The organism is Scytonema sp. PCC 10023 (assembly GCF_963920835.1).
Classification (GTDB): Bacteria; Cyanobacteriota; Cyanobacteriia; order Cyanobacteriales; family Nostocaceae; genus Kalymmatonema.
The window spans coordinates 236,651-263,453 of record NZ_CAWUDP010000002.1; the positions used below are offsets into that span (position 1 = coordinate 236,651).

The window sequence follows — 26,803 nt, forward strand, 5'->3', positions numbered from 1 at the left end:
TCCCAGATCTCGTGAAAAGTAAGAACTTATATAACTAGCGAGGCAGTGTATTGCCTTACTTAACAAAAGGAGAAAATTTAGTGAAAAAAACCCTTTTTCTCAGTCCTCCTTCCTTTGATGGGTTTGACGGTGGTGCAGGTTCCCGATATCAAGCCAAGCGGGAAATTACCTCTTTCTGGTATCCTACATGGCTAGCACAGCCCGCTGCCCTAGTTCCAGGAAGCAAGCTTGTAGATGCTCCTCCACACAATCAAACTGTGGAAGATGTGCTGAAAATCGCCAAAGATTACGAACTGATTATCATGCACACCAGCACACCCTCGCTGGCTAATGATGCCAAGTGTGCTTTGGCAATTAAGGAACAAAACCCTGATGTGCAGGTTGGCTTTGTTGGGGCGCATGTGGCAGTCTTACCAGACGAAACACTACGCGAGAACCCGGTTATTGACTTCGTGTGTCGCAACGAGTTCGATTACACCTGTCAGGAACTGGCGCAAGGCAAACCTTGGGATCAGATTAAGGGGCTAAGCTACCGAGATAAAAACGGTAACTTGCATCACAATGCCGAGCGCGATTTCATCCACGATTGGGATGCAATGCCCAGCGTTCTGCCTGTATATGCCCGTGACTTGGACATTACAAAATATTTTATCGGTTATCTCTTACATCCTTACGTTTCATTTTATACAGGGCGTGGTTGTCCTGCCAAATGCACGTTCTGTCTGTGGCCTCAGACAATAGGCGGTCATCAGTACCGCACCAAAAGCCCCCAAGCAGTTGGGCGAGAAATGGAAGAAGCGAAAGCCATTTTTGGTGACAAGGTGCAGGAATATATGTTCGATGATGACACGTTCACGATTGATAAGCAGCGAGCGATCGCCATCAGCGAACACCTGAAGCGACTCAAGCTCACTTGGAGCTGCAACGCCCGCGCTAACTTAGACTACGATACACTCAAGCAACTGCGTGACAACGGCTTGCGCCTGTTGCTGGTGGGATTTGAATCGGGCAATCAGCAAGTTCTGGATGGGATCAAAAAAGGCATTAAATTAGAAGTGGCGCGGAAGTTCATGGAGAACTGCCACAAACTCGGGATCACCGTACACGGCACATTCATCATCGGCTTGCCAAACGAAACCCGCCAAACAATTGAGGAGACGGTTCGCTTTGCTTGCGAGGTGAATCCTCATACTATCCAAGTTTCCATCGCTGCTCCTTATCCAGGAACCGAACTTTATCAACAAGCTCAGACTAATGGTTGGTTTAGCGACAATTCCCTGGTTGCCTCATCCGGCATTCAAATGTCTACACTACAATATCCGAATCTCTCCAGTTCCGAGATTGAGGATGCTGTCGAGCAGATGTACCGTCGTTTCTATTTCCGACCCCAAGCCATCATTCCGATTGTGGGTGAAATGCTGACTAATCCTCAGATGCTAGTGCGTCGCCTGCGTGAGGGACGCGAATTTTTCTCTTACCTAAAAGAGCGCCACACCCAAGCGGCTGCTAAAACACAATCAGTTGTGACTAGTGGTTCATCGCATTAATTATCATAGTTATATAAGTTCGTAGTAAGGACTTTAGTCCTAAACTCCAAGAGCGCTCTTTGCGCTCACTACGAATCCCTCAAAATTAATGAAACAGACCACTAGAGCATCGATTCAGTAATCAAAAACCTAACCCCCCAGCCCCCTTCCCTACTAGCGTTGGGGGAGCCAAACTCCCCTCCCCTATGCGGGGAGGGGTTGGGGGAGAGGTTCTTCAGGATTACTGAATTGGTGTTCTAGGTAGTGAGTAGTGGATAGTAGTTAGTGGTAAAGAACAACCAACAACTATCAACCTGCAGCTACCAATCAATAACCAACAACGCTCCAAATGTACAGACGCGCCAGGTTGCGTCTCTACAACGCTCCAAATGTACAGACGCTTTCATGAGAGCGCGTCTCTACAACCAACAACCAACAATAACTAAAAATTATTCCAAAATGAAAATTGGCAGCGAAAACCATAAGGAACTCTTCTGCCGCAGCTTTATCGAAAGCCACATAGAGTTCGAGCCAGAGCAACTTCCTTGGCCTTCTCTTGATAGCGTAGCCCTAGAACGCATACGAAGCGTTCCCTTTTGGAAAGAAGCCCTCAGCACAGAGCGAAATGCTGGGGCGATGGTGAGCGCTTTTGCCCAGACAGTCAGTGATCCCCTGTTGCAAGAGGCGATCGCCCTGCAAGCAATGGAGGAAACTCGCCACTTCCGGCTCATTGAGTTTGTGATTAACCATTACGACATTAAGATTTCTGAACCTCCTTCTCCTGTAGTTCCTAGGAATATCAAAACTGCCTTCCTTGACTTTGGCTTTGGGGAATGCGTTGATTCTTTCTTAGCTTTTGGACTGTTTAAAATCGCCCGCCAAGCTAAGTATATGCCTGAAGCAATATTCGACATTTTCGAGCAAATTCTTAACGAAGAAGCGCGGCATATTATGTTCTTTGTGAATTGGGTCACTTACCAACAAATTCAGGAGGGTCGTCAGGCGAATTGGTTACGCGGAGTTGATGCTCTGTGGCATTACTGGAGATCTGTCCAAGATAAAATCAAAGCCTTTAGTGGGTCAGAAGAAGAGAAACAGGAGGCTTTTACTGCAACCGCCGCTAGTAACTTTATGGATAATTTGACTCTCGAACTGTTTTTGTCTACTTGCCTTGAAGAAAACACAAGACGCATGAGCGTCTTTGACCAACAGCTACTCCAGCCACGACTGCTGCCTACGCTTGCAGCAACTACTTTACGCATTCTCAAACTTAGACCTGGGCGTCAATCTCATCCGGCAACCCAGTTTTCCGAACCATAAAACTAAAATCTATGCAGGCTCAGATTCCCGACAACTTCTGCGAAGTCGGGAATCTTGTTGTTCAGGATAACTGCTTGTCATACTCCACTTTACCGTAATCGAGTTTTATCACCCGGTCTGCTACATGAAAATAGCGATCATCGTGGCTGATGACTAGCACTGTTTTGCCCCTATCTCTCAGTTCTGGTAAAAGTTGAGTATAGAAGATTTCTTTAAATACTGGGTCTTGGTCAGCCGCCCATTCATCAAACAAATAAATTGGTCGGTCTTCTAGGTATGCAGTCAGCAAAGCCAGTCGTTTGCGCTGTCCTTGTGAAAGATTAGTAGTGGAAAGTTTGCCATTTTCAATTTTGACTTTATGGTCTAGTTGGAGTAGCTTCAAATACTCTTGAGCCTGAGTATCTAGGTCAAGATTATCTAACCCCAAAAGCTCATCGAACAAATAAAAGTCAGAGAACACCACGGAAAAATGCTGACGATACCACTCTCGATTCTGTTCGGTAATTAACTCCCCATCTAAGGAAATTTCTCCGGCTTCAGGGATGTACAGACCAGTCATGAGTTTGGCAAAAGTAGATTTACCGCTGCCATTCCCCCCAACGATAAACACCAGTTGTTGCGGATAAAACGTCAGATCCACCGGACCAAAGATAAAACTACTATCTTGTACGTCTGTACGGTAAGTGTGGGTGACACCTACAAGTTGTAAACGCTGCCAAACAGTGTTTATGGCAGGTGGAACCGTTGAGACTTCAGTTCGACTTCCTAGAGATAACCCCAGCGACTCTATCTTTTGCAAGGCAATGCTAGCTTTGCTTAACAGGGGAAGTTTGCTGATGATGTTGTCCATTGGCATCATCAAGTAAATGAAGGTCAAGATGTAGCCAGAAAGGGTTTGGGCGTTGATGGCAAGCAGATTGGGCAGCGCAAACAGTACAAAACCGAGTGCAAAAAACAACACCAGTTGACCCCAACTAGAAGTTACAGCGAAAAGGGTCAGACCGTTAACGTTGTGACGACGGAACTTGGTAGCAGTTGATTGCAGTTGTTTTTCTAGGAAGACTTGACGCCGCCTGTAGTGCAGCTTGAGTTCCTTGACTCCATCACTGATGGTACGGAAATGCTTAAACAGCTGGTCTTCATCCTCACGCGCCAAGGCGAGAAATTTCTCTCCTCTGTTCAACAGCCACTGGCAACTGCCGATCGCCACTACGGAAAGACCACAAACCATCACAAGTACTAACCAGGATAGCCAGGTTATGTACGTCACGCAACCCAAGACGATCGCCAGATTAATACACAAAAAAGGTAACTGATAAACAGCATTAGCAACTGCTTGAACATCCTCTGTAAGGGTTGCCAATAGTCGGGGGTTCCCTAGCTGTTCTAGATGACTTAACTGTGTGGAGAGAATTTGCCGGCTCAAGCGCATCCGTAATTGCAAGACTGCATTCTGAGACAGGCGAATCAGCATCACTTGCGAAATGATACTAGTAATCAGTGCAACTAGGGCAAGCCCCGCAAAACCCCAAACTATCGATGTGAAGCGTTCGCTGGCACTGCGACTTGCAGCACTGCTAATTAGGGCAATCAGACCAGCGCTACTGCCACCACTTAGGAATCCGGTGACAATTGCGATCGCCACCATTCTCCAAGAAGAACGCAGAATAAAGTAAATCAAATTCATAACGGTTGATTGCAAACCAATTGAGTGACCGCTCCTACAAAAGAGCGAAAATCTTATATATAAAAACTTTTTATATAATCCCTCGAAAGTCGTAACTTTGCCATCCCATAGTCATATTGTCTACATACAAAACTCATCGAAAATTTGGGTTTGAAACCCCGCCATGCGCGCAAAGCAGAGGGCGGCTTTACATGATCTAGTAAGTCACAATCAATCCGTTTGAACGGCGAATTAATTGGATCTTGCTAGATGCTATCTGTCCCAACCTTTTCCAGTTGGCATTGCTGACAGATACTTGCTTTTCGGTATCTCCTGACACAAAGCCGATACCTTTGGGAGATTTAACCAAATCACCTTTCCTGAATCCGTGCCGGGTAACAGTGCCTCCATATTTACGCCTAATCCCACCCTTGGCGGGAACCATTAAATGGAGTTGACGCCGCGAAATTGGAGGACGACGGATCACAGCAAAAGGAGCAGGTTGTACAGTCACGCTACCTTTCCAACCCATTGAATGAGTCGAGGTAACGCCGTAGCAGATGAAAGCACTACACGCTAAGGCAACGCCATCAACAGCGTGAGTCGCGAGTATCGCATCCCCTTTAGAGTGCTTTTGCTTTTGTAAGCCTAGCTGTTGTCGAATCTGCGCTGTTTGCCAGCCCTCAACTTGCTGTACTTCGGCGTAATCAGCAAGGTTTTCCAGTTGCCACACCTGCCCAACCATTACAGGGCTAAACGCCTTGTCACCACGCGCTTTGACAATTTCGTACACAATAGTGGTGATTGGGTAGATCAGGGACAGTTCGTCAATGACTCGTAACTCTAGTTCGCGATTAGCTCGGATACTAGGTGGTATCTTGCATTGACGGCGGTTGTCAAATCTAGCTTGTCTATGAGCGCGTTGATTGCAGGGTATCTTCCGGTTGATCCGTCGTCCTCTACGACCATGTCGCATCATGCGGCGTTGTTCCATCCGGTCTTTAACCGTCTTGAATGGTAGCTGTAAATGAGCAGTCCACAGAGTAAACTTAACCGACTGGACACCAACGCCGCTATAAAGTTTACCTGGATCAATTCCGACTACTATTGATTGGGTGTTCGTTGTTCTAGGACACTTGATCAATTGGATCTGGAAGATCCCAAGGTCGTTATAGACAACTTTGGCTTTTCCTTGTTTTAGCCAACGTCGCGCTCTACTGGGCTTTGTTGGCATCAACGGCTTGCCTGACGGTGATAATACTGGAACTCGATACATGGAGATAATCCTTTCGAGTAAAGTTAATAGTCCCCTCGCCCAACTAACTACAGATGTCTTGGCTTCACCCAACGACCAAGCAAATGGTCTTAAATTGTGGAGGCAGTGCGTTGCGGGGGTTCCCCCCGTTGTAGCATCTGCCGTTCCGGACTGGGGAAGCATCCGGAAGTTTTAACCGCAGTTAGTCTCAAATGAGCTAGTCAAACACGTAAAGTTTGCTCTTTACAAGCTCCGTCCCTTTTAGGGCGGAGTTATTGACAAACTGATTTGCAGCGAATGTATAAGACGTGCATACAGCTTGCAACCCCAGACAAACGATGCATATTTCTACTTGTTTAACAACTTCTTTTAGTCTGAGTATCGTTGATTTTTTACTATTAATCCTCTGTCTGTCGGCTGTCTTGTTTTATGGTTATGGAATTTATGCAGCGATCGCCTTTTTTCGGTATCCCTATCCTGTAAATTCAAGTTTCCACCCACCCATTACTGTCCTGAAGCCAATTTGTGGGCTAGATGGCGACGCTTACAAAAACTTGGCTTTCTGTTGTCAACAGAACTACCCAAATTACCAAATTATCTTTAGCGTCCGCGACCCACTAGACTCTGGGATAGCAGTAGTGAAGCAAATTATCCAAGACTTTCCAAAAGTGGATATTCAGTTAGTCGTCTCGGATCGCACCATCGGTACAAATGCCAAAGTCAGTAATTTGGCTAATGCCATCACTAAAGCTAAACATGAAATCTTGGTCATTGCCGATAGCGATATCCGAGTTCGGATAGACTATCTGCAAAGAGCCGTCCAGCCACTGCAAGAGCCAAGTGTTGGTGTTGTCACCTGTCTGTATCGTTCCATAGCCTCTGGATGGGTATCAACCTTGGAGGCTGTAAGGATTGCTAGCGACTTCCATGCAGGTGTTTTTATTTGTAATCAAATAGACGGCATTAAGTTCGCCTTTGGTTCCACCATTGTCATTCGCAAACAAGTCCTGGATGTGATCGGTGGATTTGGGGCGATCGCTGATTATCTAGCAGACGACTTCCAACTCGGCTATCTAAGCGCCCGGGGCTTGTATCCCATTATTTCCGGTCATCTGGTGCTGCGGCGCCTTTGGCAGCACAATTGAGTGGCGGGGACGACGACTGAGGCTAACAAAAGGCGGTAAGCTAGTGGAAATAACACATGATGAATGCAAAGGTACTATCAAGTTAGCTGTTGCTGGTTTTTGGGGACAAAGTTGTGAAGTTTTTGTTATAGCAATCTTAAATCATTTGTGAACAACAAGATTTACAAGATTCCCGACTTCGCCAAAGTTGTCGGGAATCTGAGCCAACGGATGTCCTATGCACCAACTCATGCTTCAGATTGCCTCAGATTATTTTGCTTTGACAGGGACTGGGCTCTACTTCCTGCTGCTGATTTTGTGTTTGTCGGCAATTTGGTATTACTGTTATGGGATCTATGCGGCAATTCAGTTCTTTTCCCATCAGACACAGACCGATCCCGACTTCCACCCACCCATTACTATCCTCAAGCCAATTTGCGGTCTCGACATCGATACCTACGAAAACTTCGCCTCATTCTGCCAACAAGACTACCCGGAGTACCAAATCATCTTCGGTGTCCGCGATGAACATGACCCTAGTGTGCAAATTGTCAAGAAAATCATCGACGACTTCCCAGAAATTGATATTCGTCTTGTCATAAGCGATCGCACGATTGGCACTAATTTGAAAGTTAGTAATTTAGTGAACGCACAAGCCGAAGCCAAGTATTCGCTGCTGCTGCTTGCAGATAGCGATGTTCGCGTCGGACCAGATTATTTAAGGCGAGTTATCCAGCCGATGCGCGATCCCGCCGTGGGTGTTGTCACCTGTTTGTACCGTCCGCAGGTTCGGGGGTGGGTGGCAATCTTGGAAGCCGTAGGTATATCCACTGAGTACCATGCTACTGTTTTAGTCGCCAGGTCGCTGGAGGGAATGAATTTTGCCCTCGGTCCAACGATTGCCATTCGGAAAAGTACCCTAGAAGCAATAGGAGGATTTGGGGCAATTGCCGATTATCTGGCAGACGATTTCCAACTTGGCTACCTAAGCGCCCAAGCAGGCTACAAGGTAGTCCTTTCTGACTATGTTATTGACCATGCGATCGCAACAGAAAGCTTTATTGATTTAATCGATCGTCAGACACGCTGGAATTGCTGCACGCGAGTTTCTCGACCTTGGGGTTATCTAGGGCTAATCTTTACCCACGGCACAGCAATAAGTTTATTATTCTTAATAGCAACGCTCGGGTCGGTTTTCGGTTGGGTGGTCGTTGGTTTAACCTGGAGTATGCGGTTAATCATGGCATGGGTTGTTGGAGTCAGGAGCCTTAAAGATCCGATCGCCAGAAAGTTTTTGTGGCTGGTACCTTTACGCGATCTCATCAGCTTCGTATTGTGGTGCTATAGCTTTGTTGGCGACACGTTCGAGTGGCGTGGGCGACGACTGAAACTGACAAAAGGCGGTAAGCTAGTGGAAATTACAGATAATTTGGCAAAAGTTTTATCAAGTTAGCTGTTCAGGTTTGTGAGGAGAAATTGGCGATGAAGGGTTATGTGATGCCTTTAGAGAACCCTGTTGTTGAGAACACGACTCGAAGAACCCCCTACGTTCCGCGCCATCATCGACGCATCCTCTGTATCTTTCCCAAGTACAGCCGCTCGTTTGGAACCTTTCATCACGCATACCCATTGAGAGGTAATCGGGCTTTTATGCCACCCCAAGGGATTTTGGTTGTGGCAGCCTATTTACCCCAAAAGTGGGAAGTCCGCTTTATTGATGAGAATGTGCGATCGGCAACAAGGGCTGATTTTCAGTGGGCTGATGTGGTCATTGTAAGTGGGATGCATATCCAGCGATCGCAGATCAATCAAATTAATGAACTTGCCCATCGAGAAGGCAAAATCACAGTTGTGGGTGGTCCTTCAGTCTCTGGTTGTCCAGAATATTACCCTGAGTTTGATATTTTACATTTGGGTGAATTGGGGGATGCGACTGACCACATGATTGAGTATTTGGATCTACACAGCGAGCGTCCCCAACAGCAAATTCGCTTTGAAACCAAAGAACGATTGCCCCTAAGTGAGTTTCCAATCCCAGCCTATCACTTGCTCAAGCTTGATCATTATTTTCTTGCCAATATTCAGTTCTCTAGTGGTTGTCCCTATCACTGTGAGTTTTGTGATATACCTGCACTGTATGGAAACAACCCTCGTCTGAAAACTCCAGAGCAAGTTCTGGCTGAACTGGATGCGATGTTGGAACATGGAAATCCGGGAGCCGTGTATTTTGTTGATGATAACTTTGTGGGTAATCGCCGTGCTGTCATGGAGTTGCTTCCGCATCTGATTGACTGGCAAAAGCGCAATGGCTATCCCATTCAATTTGCTTGTGAAGCCACACTGAATCTCGCTCAAAGTCCCAAACTTTTGGAAATGATGCGGGAAGCCTATTTTTGTACAGTCTTCTGCGGCATTGAAACGCCAGAAACGAATGCTCTCCAAGCTATTTCCAAAACTCACAACCTGAGTATGCCGATTCTCGAAGCAATTAAAGTTTTAAATAGCTACGGCATGGAAGTTGTCTCGGGAATCATCATTGGATTTGATACAGATACACCAGAAACCGCTGACCGAATTCTCGAATTTATTCATCTGTCTCAAATTCCGATGTTGACAATTAACTTGCTTCATGCATTACCAAAAACTCCCTTGTGGCGCAGGTTAGAACAAGAAGGGCGACTCGTGTTTGATGAAAATCGTGAGTCAAATATTAAGTTTTTGATGCCTTACGAACAAGTCGTGCAAATGTGGCGTCGCTGCTTTACAACGGCATATGAACCGGAGTTTCTATATCAGCGATATGCCTACAACATGGAGCATACCTACCCCAACCGGATTGAGGTTCCCAATAGCCCAGCCCGCGCTTCTTGGGCAAATATTAAAAAAGGTTTAACGATTATGGGCAATATCCTGCTGCGGGTAGGTATTTTTGGTAACTATCGCCAGACTTTTTGGAAAATGGCAATACCAGCACTGAAAGCTGGTAAAATCGAGCAACTCATCCACGTAGGACTGGTCGGTCACCATCTGATTCAGTTCACACAGGAGTGTGCGAGAAACGAAGAATCGGCTTCTTTCTATTCCCAAAAAATACGTAAGGATTTAAATACCGTTCACACTTGACGATACCTATGACCAAAAAGCCTTGGGATGCCCAACTTGCTTACTGGCTAATTAGACCTCTAAAAGACAGTTGGGTAAATCCCAATCATCTCACCACAGTCAGACTCGTGACTGGGCTACTGGCGACAGCAGCGTTGGCGGTAGGCAGCGCCGACTGGGTGAACATTGGGGCTGGGCTGTTCGTGTTATCGAACTTTTTGGATCACACGGACGGTGAACTTGCTCGGTTAAGTGGGAAGAGCAGTAAATGGGGACACCAGTACGACCTTGCCAGTGACGCCATCATTCACATTCTTTTATTTGTGGGTATTGGGTATGGTTTGATGAACAGCAAGCTTGGTTCGTGGGCATTGCTTATGGGTCTAGTATCGGGCGTTTCTGTTGCTTGCATTTTCCACTGGCGAAACGAGATGGAACAGCAACTCGGGAAAGACGCAACCCATCAACCGAATTTCGCTGGTTTCGATATCGAAGACGTGCTGTATTTGTTTCCGGTAGTGACTTTGCTGCATGGACTGGTGCCTTTGGTAATCTTAGCCACAATTGGTGCGCCAATCTTTGCAATATGGGTTTTTTGGCAATTCCGCTTACTACCTCAGCCGGAACAACAGTAGTAGGAACCGGGGAAAAATGATTGTTTAAGGTCTAGCGATTCATGGAACTTGAGATTGAAATCCATAAGGCGATCGCCTATTTTGGTTTTCGCCAGGTGTTTTGGCGTTGAACCGTTAAGTGACAATTACAGCAGTTTTCACATATTTGAACCACACTGTAAGGGCACAGCATTACTCATACGTGTCAACAATCACGCTCAAACACCCAATTTAGCGTCATTTTAGATCCCCCAGCCCCCTTACAAAGGGCTAAGATTTTACTTCCCCCCTTTGTAAGGGGGGATTAAGGGGGGATCGAAAACCTAGATGTATATCGAAAAATGCTCAAATACTTGCCAATAATCAGTTTTGGCTTAAGTTAACACCAATGAGCATTACTGTGCCCCTACGGCATATGTGGTCTATTTACCTGAAAATAGCTGTAAGCCACATCACACTAAATATTATGATTTAATTAAGGATTTGTTAAAAAAGATTGTATTTCTCTACACATCGCGGTATACATTTCTAGGAAATCCGCCAGAATTGCCAGATTTCTGGGTGGCTAAGAGGAGTGTTGGACTGCGTAATGAAGGCAATTATTTTAGCGGCTGGCGTTGGACGCCGCTTGGGGAAAGACGGGCAAGTCCAACCCAAATGCTTACTGAAATTTAATGGAAAATCTCTACTGGAACGCCATTTAGACTATCTCCGTCATGTTCAGATTGACGAAGTAGTCATTGCGGTGGGTTACCAAGCCCAAATGATTCAGGATGAAATCAAAGCATTGGGAGCCGAAAATTGGGTCAATACTGTTTACAACCCTGAGTACACCAAAGGCAGTATCCTCAGTCTTTGGACTTTACGGGAACACCTAACTGCAGGCGATGACCTGTTATTGATGGATGCAGACGTTTTGTACGATCACCGCATTATCGAGCGATTGGTAAAGACAAATATCCCTAACTGCTTCCTGTTGGATCGGGATTTTGAACCGGGAGATGAACCCGTCAAGCTGTGTGTTAAAGACGGTTATCTAGTGGAGTTTCGCAAACAAGTTCCTGTTGGTCTTGCTTATGATTTTGCAGGCGAGTCTGTGGGTTTCTTTCGCTTTGAGAGTGCGTTCGCCCAGCGTCTTGCCACTCGCACAGAATACTATGTCACCGCCGGAAGACATGAAGAACCTTATGAGGAAGCAATTCGGGATTTGCTGTTAGAAACTCCGTCAGCATTTGGGTACGAAGACATAACCGGTTTACCTTGGGTCGAAATCGATTTTCCAGAGGATATTAAACGCGCCCAAAACGAGATTTTACCTGTGTTAGGAGAATAGATGTACCAAATATCTGAACCTGTAGCCATCGGCTCAAAACCAAGCAAGTCTACCCAGTTGCGAGCATTATTGGAATCGCCACAACTCGAATTCATCATGGAAGCCCACAATGGCATTAGCGCCCGTATTGTGGAAGAAGCTGGATTTAAAGGGATTTGGGCGAGTGGACTAGCCCTTTCGGCTCAATACGGTGTGCGAGACAATAACGAAGCCAGTTGGACTCAAGTGGTGGAAATGCTGGAGTTCATGTCTGACGTGACCCAAATTCCCATCTTGTTGGATGGTGATACTGGTTATGGCAACTTTAACAATATGCGTCGTTTGGTGAGGAAGCTAGAACAACGACGCATTGCGGGAGTGTGTATCGAAGATAAGCTTTTCCCGAAGACCAATAGTTTCATCAACGGGAGCCGCCAACCACTCGCTGATATCGATGAATTCTGCGGCAAAATCAAAGCAGGCAAGGACAGCCAACAAGATCCAGATTTTAGCATCGTCGCTCGTATCGAAGCCTTGATTGCTGGTTGGGATTTATCAGAGGCATTGCGCCGAGCCGAAGCTTACCATGCAGCAGGAGCCGACGCAATCCTGATTCACAGTAAATTATCGCGTCCAGACCAAGTGTTAGAGTTTGCCAAAGAGTGGGCAGGTCGCTCTCCCATAGTCCTTGTGCCAACTAAATATTACAGTACTCCAACCGATGTCTTCCGTAAAGCAGGAATCAGTTTGGTGATCTGGGCAAACCATATGATTCGAGCTGCTGTTGCCAGTATGCAAGCGATCGCCCGCGAAGTTCAAGCCAACGAAACCCTGATCAACATTGAAGACGATATTGCTCCTGTGAAGGAAATTTTTCGGTTACAGGGAGCAGATGAACTGCAAGAGGCGGAAAAACGCTACTTCATCAACGGACGCCACCACACCCAGGCGATCGTTCTTGCTGCTACCAGAGGACAAGAATTTGCCGGATTGACCAAAGATAAACCGAAAGTGATGTTACCTCTGGGAGGTAAACCCCTGCTCAGGCATTTGGTAGACAAATTCAAAAAACTTGCCATCAACGATATTACCGTTGTTGCGGGTTACAAAGCAGAAACTATCGATGTTCCAGGGACTCAAGTCATCTGTAACCCAGAGTATGAAACCACTGGAGAATTAGCATCCTTAGCCTGTTCCCAAGCCAGCTTTAGCGACGATATGCTGGTAGTGTACGGCGATTTACTTTTTAGAAGTTACATCTTGCGGGATTTATTAGAGTGTCCCGGAGAAATAGTCGCTGTAGTTGATTCTGCAATGAACAGTAAGTCAATCAGCGGTTCCCCTGACTATGCTTATTGCTCAATAGCAGATGACCTTTCGCTGTTTGGACAGGATGTCAACCTTTTGCACATCTCCAAAGCAACGCAAACAGAATGGGGACAATCCTGTGGACGGTGGATTGGTATGCTCAGATTCCACGGCGAAGGCAGACAGTGGCTGGATGAAGCACTTGATGAGTTACAAACACAACCAGATTTTAACAGTTTGAGTTTGGGTATACCAGATTTATGTAATTACTTAATCAAGCAAGGAAAACCGATTAAAGTTGTTTACATTCGCGGAAACTGGCTAGATATCAACTCTTTGGATGACCTAGATCTCGCTTTTCAGTTGAAAAAATAAGTATATAAAGTCAAAGAAAAGACAGGTCGTGTTAAGTGATGAAATGCAGTTAGGGACTTGCAGGAAAATAAAGTACCAGTCATTCTAGAGGATAGGAGACGAAAAAACTCAAACCTGGGGCTAATCTCTAGAATTGGAATCTCAAGAATGATACTAACTGAAACCGTCAAATCTACTTTTGGAATGGCGCAATTTTAAACTCGGTTGAAGCTGCCCTACACTGGACTGCCAATATGACTTGGAAAGGAATTGCACCCGTTGTCCATTATATCGAAGCAATCTATGAAACAGGAATAAAGGTTCTGCCACAAGAGTTAGAACAGTACCAATCTTTCTGGCAGCGTTCTGAAACATTGCCCAAATGGGATATTACGATTGTCCCAGCTTGACTGGTATCTTATTTTCTTGCAAGTCCCTAACAGCATCCGGAGCGATCGCTCCTATTTATAGTAAGAAACCCGGCATGGTGATCGCAGTCTTCTCCTTCTTTGCAGCGTACTGTTTCTCCTACAACTGATGTTTTAATTACCGCAGGCTCGACGGCCTGCTCGACGACGTGCTGGCCGGGCTGCCCGACCCACGGCCGTTCCTCAAGATGGACACGCAGGGTTTGACGTCGAGGTCTTTCGCGGGCTGGGTGAGCGCGCACGGGAATTCCTCGGTATACAGTCCGAGGTCGCGCTGATGCAGTTGTACGAGGGGATGCTGCGGCTGCCCGAGGCTCTCGCCGTGTACGAGGCAGCCGGGTTTGAGGTCAGCGGGATGTACCCGGTGAACCGGGAGAACCGCAGCGGACGGGTGCTGGAGTTCGACTGCCTCATGCTTGGCGCCAGCGCCCTCGTGTGACGTCAGACGCGGTCACGCCGGGTGCCGTTCCCTGAGGGGAGACATGCCCGGTGTGAAGCGGTCGGTCAGGCGGTGCGACTACCGTCAGCCGCGAACCGGATGTTGCCTAGGTCAGCCCCGAGGATCGAACGAGACCTCACTCGGCTTGGCCTTCGCGAGATTGTCCTCGAACGTGCCGTCCTTGAGCGCCAAGGAGGCAGGTTTGAAGTCAGCCGAGACCAGTTTGTCCCGGAAGCCGGGCGGGAAGTCATTCCAGCCGATCACCTTCGGCAGGTGCCACGTCCCCTTGTGGTTCTCCGGTGGCTCGTCGCCGCCGTTGCTCTTCGCGTGGCGGAACGCGTGCGTGAATCCGCCATCCTTGTGGTAGACGACCTTGGCGTGAGTCCCATCCCAGGGAATTTGGTCTCTGTGGCGCCAGAAGTATTCGCCATGTTGGGACACCGCAACCCACACCGGGGTGTCGTTCTGCACCCACACCACGACGTGCTCCCAGTCATGCTTGTGTCCATTGGTACCTCCCGCGATCTCTCCGACCCCTGCGGTCGACTGGTCCTTCTCGAAGTAGTACGCGTACATGTACGCGCACCAGCCGTTATTGCACTTGCTGCGCGAATAGACGTTGGCGTCGTCGAGATCCACTTCGTCGCGGCATTCACCGTTCAGGGCGCCGCCTAAGTTCTTGCCCGGGTTGATCTTCCCGTCAGGCCCGATGGCGGGAGTCGGGTAACAGCCGTCCTTGTCATAGTCCGTCGCTGGCTGGAACTTGCGGTCCGCTTCCGGGGCCGCCGCGGGTAGGCCACCAGGCGATCGTTCCGCGTAGGCCACGCCGATCACGCTGGCGGCAGCCACCACCCCGAGCAGCACGCCCGACACCAGTCCGAGTCTACGCCTGTTCCGGCTTTTGACCGAATGAGCACCGCCCGGTGATACCGTGGACAAGACGTTACGCATTTTCTTCCTCCTTGTTTCTATTCAATTAGTTTCCCCATTGGAGTTTGGAGAAATTCCAAATATCTCGTTTAATCTCAAAAGATGAGGTTTGATCGTTTAAACCATTTTCAGTACCGTTTCGTTCATCTATCCCGATGTTGCGATTACCATCACCTTTTTATTCACTATATTCATTCAGTAAGGCAAATGTAGTAATATCCTCTCTTAAGCATAATTTGATTGTCTTCATACTTATACTCAAGATAGAGATTTTCAAGCTAAATTTTCTTCCTATTAGGAGAGTGCAATGTATTTTAGAACTATGCGTTTGGACTGGTTACAAAGTCTAGGAATTGCCATCGTCAGTGCAGTTACCTTATATGCAAATATCTCAGTTGCTCAAATCACCCCAGACAGCACTCTGCCAAATAATTCCAATGTCAGATTAGAGGGTAATACCAGAATTATTGAGGGTGGAACCACAAGAGGTGCTAATCTGTTCCACAGCTTCTGTGAGTTCTCTGTTCCCACTGGCCAGACAGCTTTGTTCAATAATGGACTCAATATTCAAAACATTCTCACTATTTGATTCAAGCCAAAGGTATTTTATTCTCATGATCCAAGCCGAGGAATTTGTAGAAGCTGCTCGCAATCTAGGCTTTGAATGGTACGCTGGTGTACCATGTTCCTTTCTCACCCCTTTTATCAACTACGTCATCAATGACGTTCAACTCACTTATATCTCCTCAGCTAATGAAGGAGACGCTTTAGCGACAGCGGCGGGAGCAGCAATTGGCGGTAAAAAAGCTGTGGTGATGATGCAAAACTCTGGGTTGGGTAATGCGGTTAACCCCCTCACCTCCCTTGCTTATATCTTCCGGATTCCGCTGCTGCTCATTTGTACGCTGCGGGGCGATTCCCAATTCCAAGATGAACCACAGCATGAACTTATGGGGCAGATTACAGATAAATTGTTAGAAACAATAACTGTCCCTTGGGAATTCTTTCCCAAAGAAGCAGCAGAGATAGAACCCGTCCTGCAACGAGCCGAAGCTTACATGAAACAAGAACGCCGCCCCTACGCCCTAATCATGCGAAAGGGAACGGTTGCTCCTCATGCGCTGATCCGTGCTTCTATCCCCTCCCGGAACCAAGGGGAAAGTCATAACGGTAACGTTCCCAAAAGCTTTTTTATAGGCAACAAAGAGCAACGTGTCTCGCGAAATGAAGCACTGGCTCGAATTGTGGAACTCACTGATTCCGAAAAAACGGTAATAATTGCGACTACAGGATACACGGGACGCGAGCTGTTTGCCAATTGCGACAGCAGCAATCATCTCTACATGGTCGGGTCGATGGGCTGCGCTTCATCTCTGGGACTGGGGCTTTCCTTAGCACGCCCAGACCTGAAAGTCGTGGTGATTGATGGGGATGGTGCCGCACTTATGCGTATGGGCAATTTTGCTACCATTGGCACTTATGGCGGTTCTAACTTGATCCATATTCTTTTAGACAATGAATGCCACGATTCTACAGGCGCTCAAGCCACTGTTTCGTCAGGCGTCCGGTTTGCTAAGATTGCCGAGGCATGCGGTTATGGCATTGCATTAGAAGGAGATGACCTTTTGCTTTTAGATGTGCTATTTGCAACAGATAGCGATAATAGACCCAAATTTGGTCATCTGAAGATCCGTTCAGGAACGCTCAAAAACCTACCCCGACCTAGCATATCGCCGGAAGCTGTTTTGCAACGCCTTATGACTCATATCGGTTCTAGTTTTTAATATGATGTTTGGTAAATTCTCCAGAATCACAGAACCCCACCCCACCTTTGGCTTACGCCAAAACCGCCCCTCCCCCTGCGGGTATGCCCAGTGGGTACACAACGCAGCTATCGCCGTATGCGCTTTGTGCTCAGCGTCTGGTGGAGGAGATACGGCACGCCTGACGGCAGTGAGATGATACAAGATGAACGATTGTCGGCAGACGAAAAAGCGGCACAGCCACTATCCTCATGCTTATGACCGAGATTAATGGGATACAAGCCCCGTCCTTCTAGGACGGCTTTGTGGTAAAATACACTTGGAACTAACAATCCCCCTCTAGGCTCAAGACGCGTTGAAACAGCTACGATGAGAGCAGGCGTAGAGAAAAACCAACGGGCAATGGTAGTAAACATAAATCCACCCCAGAGGAAAAAGTCAAAATTTAATGGTTTGTAGTCGGTTAGTCGCGGAAGGACATTCCGGACTTAAAACGGACGTGGAGAGAGTGTAAGACCTGGTTCCAGGCTGTTCTCATTGAAGCGTCAACCCCATTCAGCGATCAGTTTTCCTGCTTCTAGTAGGTTGCTGACGTGGTGAGGAATCACCGCACTTTTAGGGCTGTGAGGATGTCAATGAGTTATAGGTTGAACGAATTCAGTACATTTAGATTAAGAAGCGGGTGCTGAGGGACAAAGCTACTTGGTAAAGACAGATGCTTACTCATAGTGGCGGCACCCATGAAGTTTGGAGGTTCAAACGATGGACGATACTCTACAGCAAATAGTTGAGCAGGGTGAGCCGATAGAGCACAAGCAAGCAGATACGGATAAAGCCAGTACCTCCCCAAGGATACAGAAACCAAGCGTGATAGCAGGAACATCTGATGGCTTGCTGTTCCTCGATTCCAGGCAGCATATTGAACTTGAAGGCTATTCTATCACTGCTCTTGCTTCAAGTCCCGATGGGTTGTGGGTCATCGTTGACCGTAACTCGGTATGGCATCGCAACGCAGAAGGCGAGTGGCACCAAATAGCTTCAATTGATGATTTGCGGCTGAACTGTATCCTACCTTACAATGGCGCGGTTCTAGTCGGAACATCACAAGCTCATCTTATCCGGATTGCAGACGGAAGCACGAATCGCATCAATTGCTTTGAGACGGTTTCGGGACGCTCCGAATGGTATACGCCTTGGGGTGGTCCTCCAGATGTTCGTTCGATGGCTATTGGTCAATCCGGTGAACTCTACGTGAATGTGCACGTTGGAGGCATTTTACGCTCCGATGATCAGGGACAGTCATGGCAACCCACCATCGACTTTCATGCAGATGTCCATGAGGTACGGACAGTTCCATCTCATCCGGATCTTGTACTAGCGGCTACGGCTGAGGGGCTGGCTGTGAGTAGAGATAGAGGGAATTCTTGGAGCTTTTCACGCGAAAACCTACATGCTGCCTACGCACGAGCCGTAGCAGTATGTGGAGAAACCATTTTGATGACTGCTTCTATGGGTCCGCATGGTGGCAAAGCGGCTATTTACCGACACCCGCTCGACAAGCCAGGAGCTTTCATGAAGTGTGAGCAAGGGCTGCCGGAGTGGTTTGATGACAATATCAACACGGGTACTCTTTCCACTTCAGGAAATCTGGCTGCTTTTGGAACCAGTGACGGTCAGATATTTTTCTCGGACGATGCTGGCAGGACGTGGAAGCAGATTGCAGCTCATTTATCTCCAATCTGGTGTGTGACGCTCCTACACTAACCCTTGCGGGTATAGTGTAGGCTTCTCAGACATTCCTAAGAATGCGTAGAACTTCCTTCTCCCAAGGGGAGACGCTGCGCGAACGAGGTATTATCGGTAATAGAGTGAACTATCACGATGCCACCTTTACGGCGTTTTATAGTGGGGAACACGTCCAGCCCCACTCTCTTAATATTGATAGCAGCATTGATATCCCTATCAACCCAGAGCCTTAGATGAGCGTCCCAATACTCTCGAATACCAGTATCGGTGAAAACAACTTTATCACGGTACGCGAGTAGTTGAGACGTATAAGCAGGATTCTTCGCAATCACTACAGATCCAGCTTTTCCAGCTATGTGTCCAAGGATTTGAAAGAATTGACCAAATGCAGCATCTGCCCAAGACAAATTGAGTCCAGACTTAGCAGATTGTCCGTTTGGGAGATAAGCACCCATTTCGTCTTGTTTGGGTGCATTGCGGCGGGTCAGACCTTTGAGATTGAGGTCTTCATGGAAGAATATTTTCTTACCTGTCCTCACGAGCTTGTGAGCGGTTTTGTATTGAAAATCCTTTCTAGCACGGGCAATCTTTTGGTGTTGTCGTCCTTCGCGTTTTGCTAGCTTGCGACGTGCCTTAGAACCTTTCTTGCGAAGATTCTTCTTCTTTGAAATGCGAGTCAACTTAGCCTGATTTTTTCGCAGCACTTTAAGTGATGGTAGTTTGCCGCCTTCCGAAGTTGCCAGATAAACATCTTCGTTCAACACCGCATCCATACCCATTGAGTTCTCCCAAGTGGGTAAAACCGAGTCAGCCGTTATAACCGCAATAGTTGGATCTTCAAGTCGCAGATTGACAAACCAGCCATCATTCTTTCTGATAAACTGTACCTGTTTAAGGATTGAACCATCCGGCAAATGACGATGTAACCGAACTTTGATTAGTCCAATCTTTGGCACTTTAATGTACAGATATTTCCCACCAATCGAACAAGAGTGCAAATCTAGTCCAGCACCCTCAATTACAAATGAGCGATAGCGAGATTGAGATTTAAAACGTGGCTTACCGCTACGCTCAAGAGTGGAATCACCTGCAATGAATCGTTCAAATGCTTTATCAACTCGTTTGCAAACGGACTGTAAGGTGTTTGCAGGAACTCGCGAGAAGTCAAGTTTTTCACCCGACCATTGCACTGTTACAGCTTCTTTTTTGAGTTCTGGTAAATACTTTTTTTGGCTGTAGAAGTTCGGCTTCTCCCGCAATTCGGGCAAATGACAGATCAGTGGACAAGCATCAACGGGTGAGCGATTCATTTCCCACCAATCGAATCTATCCCTTAACTGTCGGTTGTACCAGTACTGGCAAATCCGCAACCAAAGGTTAAGTTCTAGTTTTTGTTCACTTGTTGGGAGTGCTTTGTACTGGTAAGTGTATTTCATGATGTCCTCCTGCTACGATTATAATGCAAAATACATTACTTGTTGCATTATGGATGCATACGTATTGAATGTCAGAATTCCACAAAACGAGCGAAAGATTTTAGAGGAGTACTGTAACCGAACTAATCGCAGTAAAACAGATGTAATTCGAGAATTCATTCGTTCTTTGCAGGAGAGATAGTTCGTTTCGTCGCCGTCCCCTTTCCCTCGTAACTCCTATACGCTACATAGGTCAAGGGGACGCTCCTCCCCTCACTCGCATTCCTCTCACACCAAATCAAAGATTATGGTGTGAGGCTCCTGCTATTCAAGCTGAATCTTAAGTGACCAGAAGGGGGGTAAGGGCTTGAAACTGTTATATAACTGTTTGAAACTGTTCAGAGCCTATGCTTAAAAAACTGTAAAATTATGAATATTCTCCTGAATCCTGGTCCTGTCAATCTTAGCGATCGCGTCAGAAATGCTCTGTTGCGTCCCGACTTGTGTCACCGTGAAGTTGAATTTTCCCAACTTCAAAACAGAATCCGCGAACAACTCCTTCAAGTCTACGACCTCTCAGGAGAGCATTGGGCAGCAGTTCTGCTTACCGGTTCTGGTACAGCAGCAATGGAAGCTATGGTCACTAGTCTAGTACCAAGAAACGGGAAGCTTTTGGTGATTGAAAACGGCGTGTATGGCGAACGACTATCTAAAATTGCCAGCATCCACGGAATTGATTACATCACACTCCACCATTCTTGGGGTGCCGAAATTGATATCAAGCGTTTGCTAAAACTCCTAGATGAAAATGACGACATTACTCACCTCGCGGTCGTTCATCACGAAACCACCACGGGGCGCTTGAATCATTTGGCTCAACTTGGCGCAATTTGTCAAGAACGCAAAATCCAACTTTTGGTAGATGCGGTCAGCAGTTTTGGTGCTGAAGAACTGAATTTTGAATCTTGGGGAATCACCGCTTGTGCTGCTACAGCTAATAAGTGTCTGCATGGTGTTCCAGGAACAGCCTTTGTTATCGTGCGCCGGGATGCCCTGGTAGGTGCAGACACAATTCCACGCACCTTATATTTAGATTTGGCAACTTATTGCCAACAGCAGGACAAAGGCGGTACTCCTTTTACCCAATCCGTTCAAGTATTCTATGCTTTAGCAGAAGCTTTGCAAGAACTGGAAGAAGCAGGGGGTTGGCGTGCAAGACATAGCTATTACAGTCAACTTGTCAACTTGGTAAGAAACGAATTGCTTGCAATGGGAATTGAACCCTTACTTCCTGCAACAAGTTCATCTGTCGTCCTCAATGCCTTCTATCTGCCAGAGGGTTTCAGCTATGATGAGTTCCACGACCAACTTAAAGCACAGGGCTATGTGATTTATGCAGGTCAGGGAACTTTAGCTCAATCTATCTTTCGAGTCTCAACAATGGGGGCGATCGCCCATGCTGATATGAAACGTTTTGTTGCTGTTGTGAAACAATTTATTTCTGCCGATGACTTATCTTAGTAAGTACGTTCGGTAGTAAATATACAATTAATAATCAAAACATAAGTCTTGTCAATATTTTATATGCAAGATTTAAACAATCAAAATTCCGTTTTCAATACTTATAAATTCCCCTGGTTGACTGACTCTAAATTGGAACAGGGACTAGTTGATACGTCCTTATTCCCAATCTACATTTCGGACAAAGATGTGGAAACTGTCAAGAAAGTGGCGGAGTTTTTCTCACAACAGGATCCGTTCTTGGAACTGCCTGATAAAGCATTGCCGAATGGTGTTGCATCAGGGGATACTACCCAAACCTCGGCTGTATTGTGGACGCGCAGTAGTGTTCCAGGTGTGGTGATTTTTGAGTATGCTACCAACCCGAACTTCGAGAACGCAAAGGCAGCGATTACTTATACGACAAACCCAGCGCAACCCGTCAAAGTTCAGCTTCAGGATTTGAGTCCGGGAACTGATTACTACTACCGCGCTATTGATAGTTCAGGAAGCAATAGTTCCGGTAAATTGCACACCTCAGCACCGTTGTCAACTTATGCAGGACTCACGTTTGGTGTGTCAGGTGACTGGCGTGGAGATTTAAACCCTTACCCTGCTATCTCCAATGCTGATGAGAGCAACTTGGAATTCTTTGTGGAACTAGGCGATACTATCCTTGCAGATTCTCCCTCGCCTAAAGTTCCTGTCGAACAAGCCAAAACCTTACCGAAAGAATGGGTCTAAAGCCCCGTCCTTCTAGGACGGCTTTCTCTTTGTCTTCAGGCTTCTGATAAGTTCTCTGAGTACATCAGTTTTTGTTCTGCCAACATCGGAGCAGTAATCTTCAAGAATTTGAAGTTCGTACTCTTCTACTCTAAAATAAGCATCGTTTCTTCATACTATTGTACAGATTTATTGTGTACAATAATAGCATGAGAACACTACGATTTAAGCTGTACAAACACAAGCGGAATAGATACCTCAAGCAGATGATTAACGCTTCTGGGGTAATCTATAACCATTGCATTGCCCTTCCGAGTCGGTACTATAAGATGTGGGGTAAACACCTAGCTTGCGGGAAACTTCAATCTCATATAGCCAAATTGCGGAAGCGTAACCCGTTCTGGCAATCAGTAGGTTCTCAAGCAGTACAGGATATCTGTCAACGCATTGAAAAAGCATACCAATTGTTTTTTAAGCACAATAAGAAGGGGGTTCGTCCACCGGGATTTAAGAAAGTTAAGAAGTACAAATCATTCACTCTTAAACAAGCAGGATATAAGTTTTTAGGTGGCAATCGAATCAAAATTGGAAGTCGGGTTTATCAATTTTGGAAGTCTAGAGAAATAGAGGGAACGGTCAAAACTCTAACCATCAAGCGCACACCATTGGGTGAGTTGTTTATGGTTGTTGTAGTTGACAATGTAGTTGAACCAGAAATCAAATTCGCGACTGGTAGAATAGCGGGATTTGACTTCGGCTTAAAGACATTCCTCACCTGTTCTGATGGTTCAGCGATGGAATCTCCCCAATTTCTTAAACAGTCCCTCAACGCCATTAAGAAAGCGAGTAGGCAACACTCTAAAAAGCTAAAAGGGTCAGGAACCCGTGAACGGGCAAGGAAGAATCTAGTACGCAAATATGAGGATATTTCTAATGCTAGACGTGATTGGTTTTGGAAACTTGCCTATGAGCTAACCAACAAGTTTGATGTGCTGTGTTTTGAAACACTCAACCTCAAAGGAATGCAACATCTTTGGGGACGCAAGATAGCAGACCTAGCCTTTGGGGAATTTCTACAAATTCTAGAGTGGATTGCCAAAAAGAAAGGCAAGCAGGTCATATTTATAGATCAATGGTACCCGTCTAGCAAGACTTGTTCTAGCTGTGGACACGTTCTAGAAAAGCTAGATTTGTCTGTTAGAGAGTGGCATTGTCCATCCTGTCAGTCAGTCAATGGAAGGGACGAGAACGCAGCGCGCGAATATTTGTGCAGTTGGGGCATCAACTGTTAGGTTAGATGATGTAAGACGGGCTGCGCCTGCAATTGTTGTTTGAGCCTAGAATCCCCGTCCCTTTAGGCCGGGGAGTATGTCAATATAAATGACCCTCATCATGAGAGACATTAGTATTGAAGGCAGATAAATCTGCTCGTGTCGCTTTTCCACCCCTGCCTAAAGGCGAGGGGCGTGACCTCGCTCCCGGTCTTTTTACGTGTCATGAGGACAACTGTTGGCGAGTCATCAGCTTTATCTCACCCTAGTCGTCCGCCCATTCTCACATTTGTACTCTCTGCCATTGACAGTCGCGGTTGTAGTCACTTGATCATCTGGTGAGTTGGATGAACAATTAAGTTTAACTTCACCATTCCTGATTTCTGTTGTTTGATTGACTTCTGAAGAGTTCGTGTCACTAGAACTTTCATCCCCACAGCCAGTTGTAAGTGCTAGCAAAGAACAAAGTAAGCCAAATACAACTATTTTGTTAGCAAGACTTTTGGGCATTACAAAATCCCTAATCGTTGTCAGAAACCTCTATCTTCTATTGTAGGAACTGAAATCAACGTTAGTGCAGCGTGCCTCCTCCGCAAGAGGCACGCTAACAGAATGAGATGTGTAACGTTAAGAACTTGTGCAATTCTGTACTAATACCGTTTCACTTTAAGCTTGATACAAATAGGCAGCAGGGGGCAGGGAGCTTTCTTGCAGGGGGAAAGAATTAGAGACCGACCATTTGTATCAGGCATTTCGTGAAATGGTATAAGCTCAACCGGGTTGTAGAGACGTTGTATGCAACGTCTCTATAAAATTTCTCTAATTTAGAAATGCATCACAATTAATGACATAGACCACTAGCTCCCTATCCCCAATAGCGCCTTCACCGATCGCCCGATATTTGTCGGCTGCATCGCATCCATTGCGGCGGTGGGTTCATAACCGCAATGTACCATGCAATCTGCACACTTGGGATTGCCACTAGCACGACCGTATTGCTTCCAATCTGTTTTTTCCAACAGTTCTTGGAAAGTCTTGTAGTGACCTTCATTAAGAAGGTAACAAGGCTTTTGCCAACCAAGGACGCTATAGCTGGGACTACCCCAAGGGGTACAATCGTAGTCTTTCTCACCAGTGAGAAAATCTAGAAATAGCGGGCTATTAAGAAAATCCCAGTTTTTCTGACCCGCCTTCACAGGAGCAAAGATTTGCCGGAAGAGTGCCCGTGTTTGTTCCCGTTTGAGAAAATGCTCTTGATCCGGTGCCCACTCGTAACTGTAGCCTGGGGAAATCGTCATACCATCAATACCCAAACTAGTGAGGAAGTCAAACAACTCCTGCAATTCTTTAGGATCAGCCCCTTCAAAAACCGTAGTGTTTGTAGCGACACGAAATCCTCTCGCTTTTGCTGCACGAATTGCTTGAATTGCAATGTCAAACACTCCTTTGCGATCCACACACTTATCGTGTAGCTCCCGCATCCCGTCTAAATGCACACTGAAAGTCAGATAAGGGGAAGGTTGAAACTTATCCAGGCTCTTCTCTAACAACAATCCATTAGTACACAAGACAATAAACTTTTTGCGCTCAACCAAGCCTCGGACAATCTCATCAATTTGGGGATGCAGCAGGGGTTCGCCGCCAGGAATAGAGACAACTGGTGCGCCGCACTCTTCCACTGCGGCAAAGCATTGTTCAGGAGTTAAGTGTTGCTTAAGTATTTCTTTAGGATGCTGGATTTTCCCACAACCGGAACAAGCCAGATTACACCGAAACAGCGGTTCCAACATCAGAACCAGAGGGAAACGTTTGCGACCCAACAGACGTTGAGTCACTAAATACTTACCTATTTCAATAGCTTGTTGTAATTGAATGCCCATAATTCTCCTCAACACCTTGATATGGACTCTAGCTATCAGCAGTCTGCACTCAACCAATTACGAAAAATGTCCGATGACAATTTTGCTTGGTTATGGTAATCCGCCAAAAAGTCTCTATTTGTATGCTACCTCAACGTATTTCTGAGCCACAAACCAATTTACGGCGTCTTGTAAAGCAGTTCTAATTGGGGTTTGAGGCAAACCTAATTCTCTGACTGCTTTGGAAGCGTTGTAATACATCGGTTGATGCGACATACGAACACCATCCAAAGGAATCGAAGGCGGTTTGCCTAAAGGCGCGAGAATTCGCTCATCAATCCAAGCTAAACTTAGAGGTATCCATCCTGGGATAGATTTTTGAGGAGCACTCAAACCTGTGATTTCGGCGAGTTGATCAAGCACTGCTTTGAGAGAAAGGTTTTGGTTACCTAAGATATAACGCTCTCCTGTTTTTCCTTTATCCAAAGCTAATAAGTGTCCCCTCGCCACATCGCGCACATCGATAAAATTCAAACCCGTATTTAAGTAAGCAGGCATTTGCCTTCGCAGAAACCGCAGAATAATATCTCCAGTAGGAGTTGGTTTGATGTCCATTGGACCAATTGGAGTGCTTGGATTGACAATCACGATATCTTGACCCTGTTTTACCGCTTGTTTGGCTTCCTGCTCAGCTAGATACTTAGACTTCTTGTAGTGACCAACAAGTTCCTCAACTGGACTTTGATGTGTTTCATCGACTACCTCCCCTGGTTCACCTACCCCAATAGCAGCAACGGAACTCGTATAAACAGTGCGTTCAATTCCTGCTTGACGGGCGGCTGCTAACACATTACGCGTTCCCAGGACATTATTGTGATACAATACCTCTCGGTCAGCTTGCCAAAGAGAATAGTGAGCCGCAACGTGAAATAGTACCTGACAGCCCTGCATTTTCTGGTGTAAATCCAGATCGTTTAGGTCGCCTTTCACAGTCTCTACGTCTAAATCTTGTAGATTGTCCAAGCGGCTGTTAGGACGAACTAGCGCCCGGACTGCATAGCCTTCCTCCACAAGCAACCGTGCCAAGTTAGCACCAACAAAGCCTGTAGTACCAGTTACAAAGGTGCGAATTGTCATAAGTCGTGTAC

General features: G+C 46.4%; 24 protein-coding genes and 1 pseudogene. 17 read left to right on the forward strand and 8 right to left on the reverse strand.

Features of this window, described 5'->3' with window-relative positions; all coding sequences use genetic code 11:
- Window positions 1–80 precede the first annotated feature (80 nt).
- The gene (gene hpnJ / locus ACM0OZ_RS02400; RefSeq protein ID WP_414581233.1) at window positions 81–1,547 is read left to right on the forward strand and encodes a hopanoid biosynthesis associated radical SAM protein HpnJ; all 1,467 of its coding nucleotides are present in this window, start codon (window positions 81–83) and stop codon (window positions 1,545–1,547) included.
- A gap of 438 nt (window positions 1,548–1,985) precedes the next feature.
- On the forward strand, window positions 1,986–2,846 hold the full coding sequence (locus tag ACM0OZ_RS02405) for a ferritin-like domain-containing protein (protein WP_414581234.1): 861 nt from the start codon (window positions 1,986–1,988) through the stop codon (window positions 2,844–2,846).
- Window positions 2,847–2,907: 61 nt separating this feature from the next.
- Here the strand turns inward: ACM0OZ_RS02405 and ACM0OZ_RS02410 are convergent, their stop codons facing one another.
- Both ACM0OZ_RS02410 and ACM0OZ_RS02415 read right to left on the reverse strand, forming a co-directional pair.
- Window positions 2,908–4,533 carry a cyclic peptide export ABC transporter gene (locus tag ACM0OZ_RS02410; protein ID WP_414581235.1) on the reverse strand — a complete coding sequence of 542 codons (1,626 nt, stop codon included), beginning with the start codon at window positions 4,531–4,533 and terminating at the stop codon, window positions 2,908–2,910.
- Window positions 4,534–4,729: 196 nt separating this feature from the next.
- A complete protein-coding gene (locus tag ACM0OZ_RS02415; protein ID WP_414581236.1) occupies window positions 4,730–5,950 on the reverse strand; it encodes an RRXRR domain-containing protein in 1,221 nt (406 codons plus the stop codon).
- Between the two features lie 155 nt (window positions 5,951–6,105).
- Between ACM0OZ_RS02415 and ACM0OZ_RS02420 the strand changes: the two genes are divergently transcribed.
- The 8 genes from ACM0OZ_RS02420 to ACM0OZ_RS02455 all read left to right on the forward strand — a co-directional run bounded on the left by ACM0OZ_RS02420 (window position 6,106) and on the right by ACM0OZ_RS02455 (window position 14,448).
- Complete coding sequence (locus ACM0OZ_RS02420) at window positions 6,106–6,912, forward strand: glycosyltransferase (RefSeq protein WP_414581237.1); 807 nt, start codon at window positions 6,106–6,108, stop codon at window positions 6,910–6,912.
- 229 nt (window positions 6,913–7,141) lie between these two features.
- Entirely contained in the window at window positions 7,142–8,344 is a 1,203-nt protein-coding gene (hpnI, locus tag ACM0OZ_RS02425) for a bacteriohopanetetrol glucosamine biosynthesis glycosyltransferase HpnI (RefSeq protein WP_414581238.1), read from the forward strand.
- A gap of 29 nt (window positions 8,345–8,373) precedes the next feature.
- Complete coding sequence (locus ACM0OZ_RS02430; protein ID WP_414581239.1) at window positions 8,374–10,014, forward strand: B12-binding domain-containing radical SAM protein; 1,641 nt, start codon at window positions 8,374–8,376, stop codon at window positions 10,012–10,014.
- 8 nt (window positions 10,015–10,022) lie between these two features.
- Window positions 10,023–10,628 (forward strand): CDP-alcohol phosphatidyltransferase family protein, encoded by a 606-nt coding sequence (locus ACM0OZ_RS02435; protein ID WP_414581240.1) that lies wholly within the window; start codon window positions 10,023–10,025, stop codon window positions 10,626–10,628.
- A gap of 568 nt (window positions 10,629–11,196) precedes the next feature.
- A complete protein-coding gene (locus tag ACM0OZ_RS02440; protein ID WP_414581241.1) occupies window positions 11,197–11,940 on the forward strand; it encodes an NTP transferase domain-containing protein in 744 nt (247 codons plus the stop codon).
- Window positions 11,941–13,602, forward strand: coding sequence for a phosphoenolpyruvate mutase (aepX, locus tag ACM0OZ_RS02445; protein WP_414581242.1), 1,662 nt, complete (start codon window positions 11,941–11,943; stop codon window positions 13,600–13,602).
- A 191-nt stretch (window positions 13,603–13,793) separates the two neighbouring features.
- Window positions 13,794–13,991: an ISAzo13-like element transposase-related protein gene (locus tag ACM0OZ_RS02450; protein ID WP_414581270.1), complete on the forward strand. Its 198-nt coding sequence runs from the start codon at window positions 13,794–13,796 to the stop codon at window positions 13,989–13,991.
- 295 nt (window positions 13,992–14,286) lie between these two features.
- Window positions 14,287–14,448, forward strand: coding sequence for a hypothetical protein (locus ACM0OZ_RS02455; RefSeq protein ID WP_414581243.1), 162 nt, complete (start codon window positions 14,287–14,289; stop codon window positions 14,446–14,448).
- A 111-nt stretch (window positions 14,449–14,559) separates the two neighbouring features.
- Here ACM0OZ_RS02455 and ACM0OZ_RS02460 read toward each other — a convergent pair whose 3' ends face one another.
- Window positions 14,560–15,399, reverse strand: coding sequence for an NPP1 family protein (locus tag ACM0OZ_RS02460; RefSeq protein WP_414581244.1), 840 nt, complete (start codon window positions 15,397–15,399; stop codon window positions 14,560–14,562).
- A 286-nt stretch (window positions 15,400–15,685) separates the two neighbouring features.
- Between ACM0OZ_RS02460 and ACM0OZ_RS02465 the strand changes: the two genes are divergently transcribed.
- Together ACM0OZ_RS02465 and aepY are read left to right on the forward strand one after the other, a co-directional pair.
- Window positions 15,686–15,967, forward strand: coding sequence for a hypothetical protein (locus tag ACM0OZ_RS02465; protein WP_414581245.1), 282 nt, complete (start codon window positions 15,686–15,688; stop codon window positions 15,965–15,967).
- Between the two features lie 25 nt (window positions 15,968–15,992).
- On the forward strand, window positions 15,993–17,162 hold the full coding sequence (gene aepY, locus ACM0OZ_RS02470) for a phosphonopyruvate decarboxylase (RefSeq protein WP_414581246.1): 1,170 nt from the start codon (window positions 15,993–15,995) through the stop codon (window positions 17,160–17,162).
- A gap of 107 nt (window positions 17,163–17,269) precedes the next feature.
- Here the strand turns inward: aepY and ACM0OZ_RS02475 are convergent, their stop codons facing one another.
- Entirely contained in the window at window positions 17,270–17,557 is a 288-nt protein-coding gene (locus tag ACM0OZ_RS02475; RefSeq protein ID WP_414581247.1) for a hypothetical protein, read from the reverse strand.
- 346 nt (window positions 17,558–17,903) lie between these two features.
- On the opposite strand from ACM0OZ_RS02475, the gene ACM0OZ_RS02480 reads away from it, so the two are divergent.
- Window positions 17,904–18,905: a hypothetical protein gene (locus ACM0OZ_RS02480; protein WP_414581248.1), complete on the forward strand. Its 1,002-nt coding sequence runs from the start codon at window positions 17,904–17,906 to the stop codon at window positions 18,903–18,905.
- 35 nt (window positions 18,906–18,940) lie between these two features.
- On the opposite strand, the gene ACM0OZ_RS02485 is transcribed toward ACM0OZ_RS02480, so the two are convergent.
- On the reverse strand, window positions 18,941–20,323 hold the full coding sequence (locus ACM0OZ_RS02485) for an RNA-guided endonuclease InsQ/TnpB family protein (protein WP_414581249.1): 1,383 nt from the start codon (window positions 20,321–20,323) through the stop codon (window positions 18,941–18,943).
- Window positions 20,324–20,372: 49 nt separating this feature from the next.
- On the opposite strand from ACM0OZ_RS02485, the gene ACM0OZ_RS02490 reads away from it, so the two are divergent.
- The 4 genes and pseudogenes from ACM0OZ_RS02490 to ACM0OZ_RS02505 all read left to right on the forward strand — a co-directional run bounded on the left by ACM0OZ_RS02490 (window position 20,373) and on the right by ACM0OZ_RS02505 (window position 23,860).
- Window positions 20,373–20,504 (forward strand): ribbon-helix-helix protein, CopG family, encoded by a 132-nt coding sequence (locus tag ACM0OZ_RS02490; protein ID WP_414581250.1) that lies wholly within the window; start codon window positions 20,373–20,375, stop codon window positions 20,502–20,504.
- A 227-nt stretch (window positions 20,505–20,731) separates the two neighbouring features.
- Window positions 20,732–21,823, forward strand: coding sequence for a 2-aminoethylphosphonate aminotransferase (locus tag ACM0OZ_RS02495; RefSeq protein ID WP_414581251.1), 1,092 nt, complete (start codon window positions 20,732–20,734; stop codon window positions 21,821–21,823).
- A 63-nt stretch (window positions 21,824–21,886) separates the two neighbouring features.
- Window positions 21,887–22,546, forward strand: a complete 660-nt coding sequence (locus ACM0OZ_RS02500; RefSeq protein WP_414581252.1) for a PhoD-like phosphatase N-terminal domain-containing protein — start codon at window positions 21,887–21,889, stop codon at window positions 22,544–22,546.
- 188 nt (window positions 22,547–22,734) lie between these two features.
- A pseudogene (locus ACM0OZ_RS02505) lies at window positions 22,735–23,860 on the forward strand (RNA-guided endonuclease InsQ/TnpB family protein).
- A gap of 191 nt (window positions 23,861–24,051) precedes the next feature.
- On the opposite strand, the gene ACM0OZ_RS02510 reads toward ACM0OZ_RS02505, so the two are convergent.
- The 3 genes from ACM0OZ_RS02510 to hpnA all read right to left on the reverse strand — a co-directional run bounded on the left by ACM0OZ_RS02510 (window position 24,052) and on the right by hpnA (window position 26,786).
- Window positions 24,052–24,306 carry a hypothetical protein gene (locus ACM0OZ_RS02510; protein ID WP_073630390.1) on the reverse strand — a complete coding sequence of 85 codons (255 nt, stop codon included), beginning with the start codon at window positions 24,304–24,306 and terminating at the stop codon, window positions 24,052–24,054.
- 347 nt (window positions 24,307–24,653) lie between these two features.
- On the reverse strand, window positions 24,654–25,676 hold the full coding sequence (gene hpnH, locus ACM0OZ_RS02515; RefSeq protein ID WP_414581253.1) for an adenosyl-hopene transferase HpnH: 1,023 nt from the start codon (window positions 25,674–25,676) through the stop codon (window positions 24,654–24,656).
- A 114-nt stretch (window positions 25,677–25,790) separates the two neighbouring features.
- A complete protein-coding gene (gene hpnA, locus ACM0OZ_RS02520; RefSeq protein WP_414581271.1) occupies window positions 25,791–26,786 on the reverse strand; it encodes a hopanoid-associated sugar epimerase in 996 nt (331 codons plus the stop codon).
- Window positions 26,787–26,803: the final 17 nt, after the last annotated feature.

What these genes read in the sequence shown, in the direction of transcription:
- ACM0OZ_RS02460 (WP_414581244.1), bottom strand. Translation starts at nt 15,399, where the DNA reads ATGCGTAACGTCTTGTCCACGGTATCACCGGGCGGTGCTCATTCGGTC.
- ACM0OZ_RS02420 (WP_414581237.1), top strand. Translation starts at nt 6,106, where the DNA reads ATGCATATTTCTACTTGTTTAACAACTTCTTTTAGTCTGAGTATCGTT.
- ACM0OZ_RS02490 (WP_414581250.1), top strand. Translation starts at nt 20,373, where the DNA reads ATGGATGCATACGTATTGAATGTCAGAATTCCACAAAACGAGCGAAAG.
- ACM0OZ_RS02415 (WP_414581236.1), bottom strand. Translation starts at nt 5,950, where the DNA reads ATGCTTCCCCAGTCCGGAACGGCAGATGCTACAACGGGGGGAACCCCC.
- ACM0OZ_RS02430 (WP_414581239.1), top strand. Translation starts at nt 8,374, where the DNA reads ATGAAGGGTTATGTGATGCCTTTAGAGAACCCTGTTGTTGAGAACACG.
- ACM0OZ_RS02480 (WP_414581248.1), top strand. Translation starts at nt 17,904, where the DNA reads ATGGACGATACTCTACAGCAAATAGTTGAGCAGGGTGAGCCGATAGAG.
- ACM0OZ_RS02475 (WP_414581247.1), bottom strand. Translation starts at nt 17,557, where the DNA reads ATGTTTACTACCATTGCCCGTTGGTTTTTCTCTACGCCTGCTCTCATC.
- ACM0OZ_RS02500 (WP_414581252.1), top strand. Translation starts at nt 21,887, where the DNA reads ATGCAAGATTTAAACAATCAAAATTCCGTTTTCAATACTTATAAATTC.
- ACM0OZ_RS02435 (WP_414581240.1), top strand. Translation starts at nt 10,023, where the DNA reads ATGACCAAAAAGCCTTGGGATGCCCAACTTGCTTACTGGCTAATTAGA.
- ACM0OZ_RS02495 (WP_414581251.1), top strand. Translation starts at nt 20,732, where the DNA reads ATGAATATTCTCCTGAATCCTGGTCCTGTCAATCTTAGCGATCGCGTC.
- ACM0OZ_RS02465 (WP_414581245.1), top strand. Translation starts at nt 15,686, where the DNA reads ATGTATTTTAGAACTATGCGTTTGGACTGGTTACAAAGTCTAGGAATT.
- hpnI (WP_414581238.1), top strand. Translation starts at nt 7,142, where the DNA reads ATGCTTCAGATTGCCTCAGATTATTTTGCTTTGACAGGGACTGGGCTC.
- ACM0OZ_RS02410 (WP_414581235.1), bottom strand. Translation starts at nt 4,533, where the DNA reads ATGAATTTGATTTACTTTATTCTGCGTTCTTCTTGGAGAATGGTGGCG.
- ACM0OZ_RS02440 (WP_414581241.1), top strand. Translation starts at nt 11,197, where the DNA reads ATGAAGGCAATTATTTTAGCGGCTGGCGTTGGACGCCGCTTGGGGAAA.
- ACM0OZ_RS02485 (WP_414581249.1), bottom strand. Translation starts at nt 20,323, where the DNA reads ATGAAATACACTTACCAGTACAAAGCACTCCCAACAAGTGAACAAAAA.
- ACM0OZ_RS02405 (WP_414581234.1), top strand. Translation starts at nt 1,986, where the DNA reads ATGAAAATTGGCAGCGAAAACCATAAGGAACTCTTCTGCCGCAGCTTT.
- ACM0OZ_RS02510 (WP_073630390.1), bottom strand. Translation starts at nt 24,306, where the DNA reads ATGCCCAAAAGTCTTGCTAACAAAATAGTTGTATTTGGCTTACTTTGT.
- aepY (WP_414581246.1), top strand. Translation starts at nt 15,993, where the DNA reads ATGATCCAAGCCGAGGAATTTGTAGAAGCTGCTCGCAATCTAGGCTTT.
- ACM0OZ_RS02455 (WP_414581243.1), top strand. Translation starts at nt 14,287, where the DNA reads ATGCAGTTGTACGAGGGGATGCTGCGGCTGCCCGAGGCTCTCGCCGTG.
- hpnH (WP_414581253.1), bottom strand. Translation starts at nt 25,676, where the DNA reads ATGGGCATTCAATTACAACAAGCTATTGAAATAGGTAAGTATTTAGTG.
- aepX (WP_414581242.1), top strand. Translation starts at nt 11,941, where the DNA reads ATGTACCAAATATCTGAACCTGTAGCCATCGGCTCAAAACCAAGCAAG.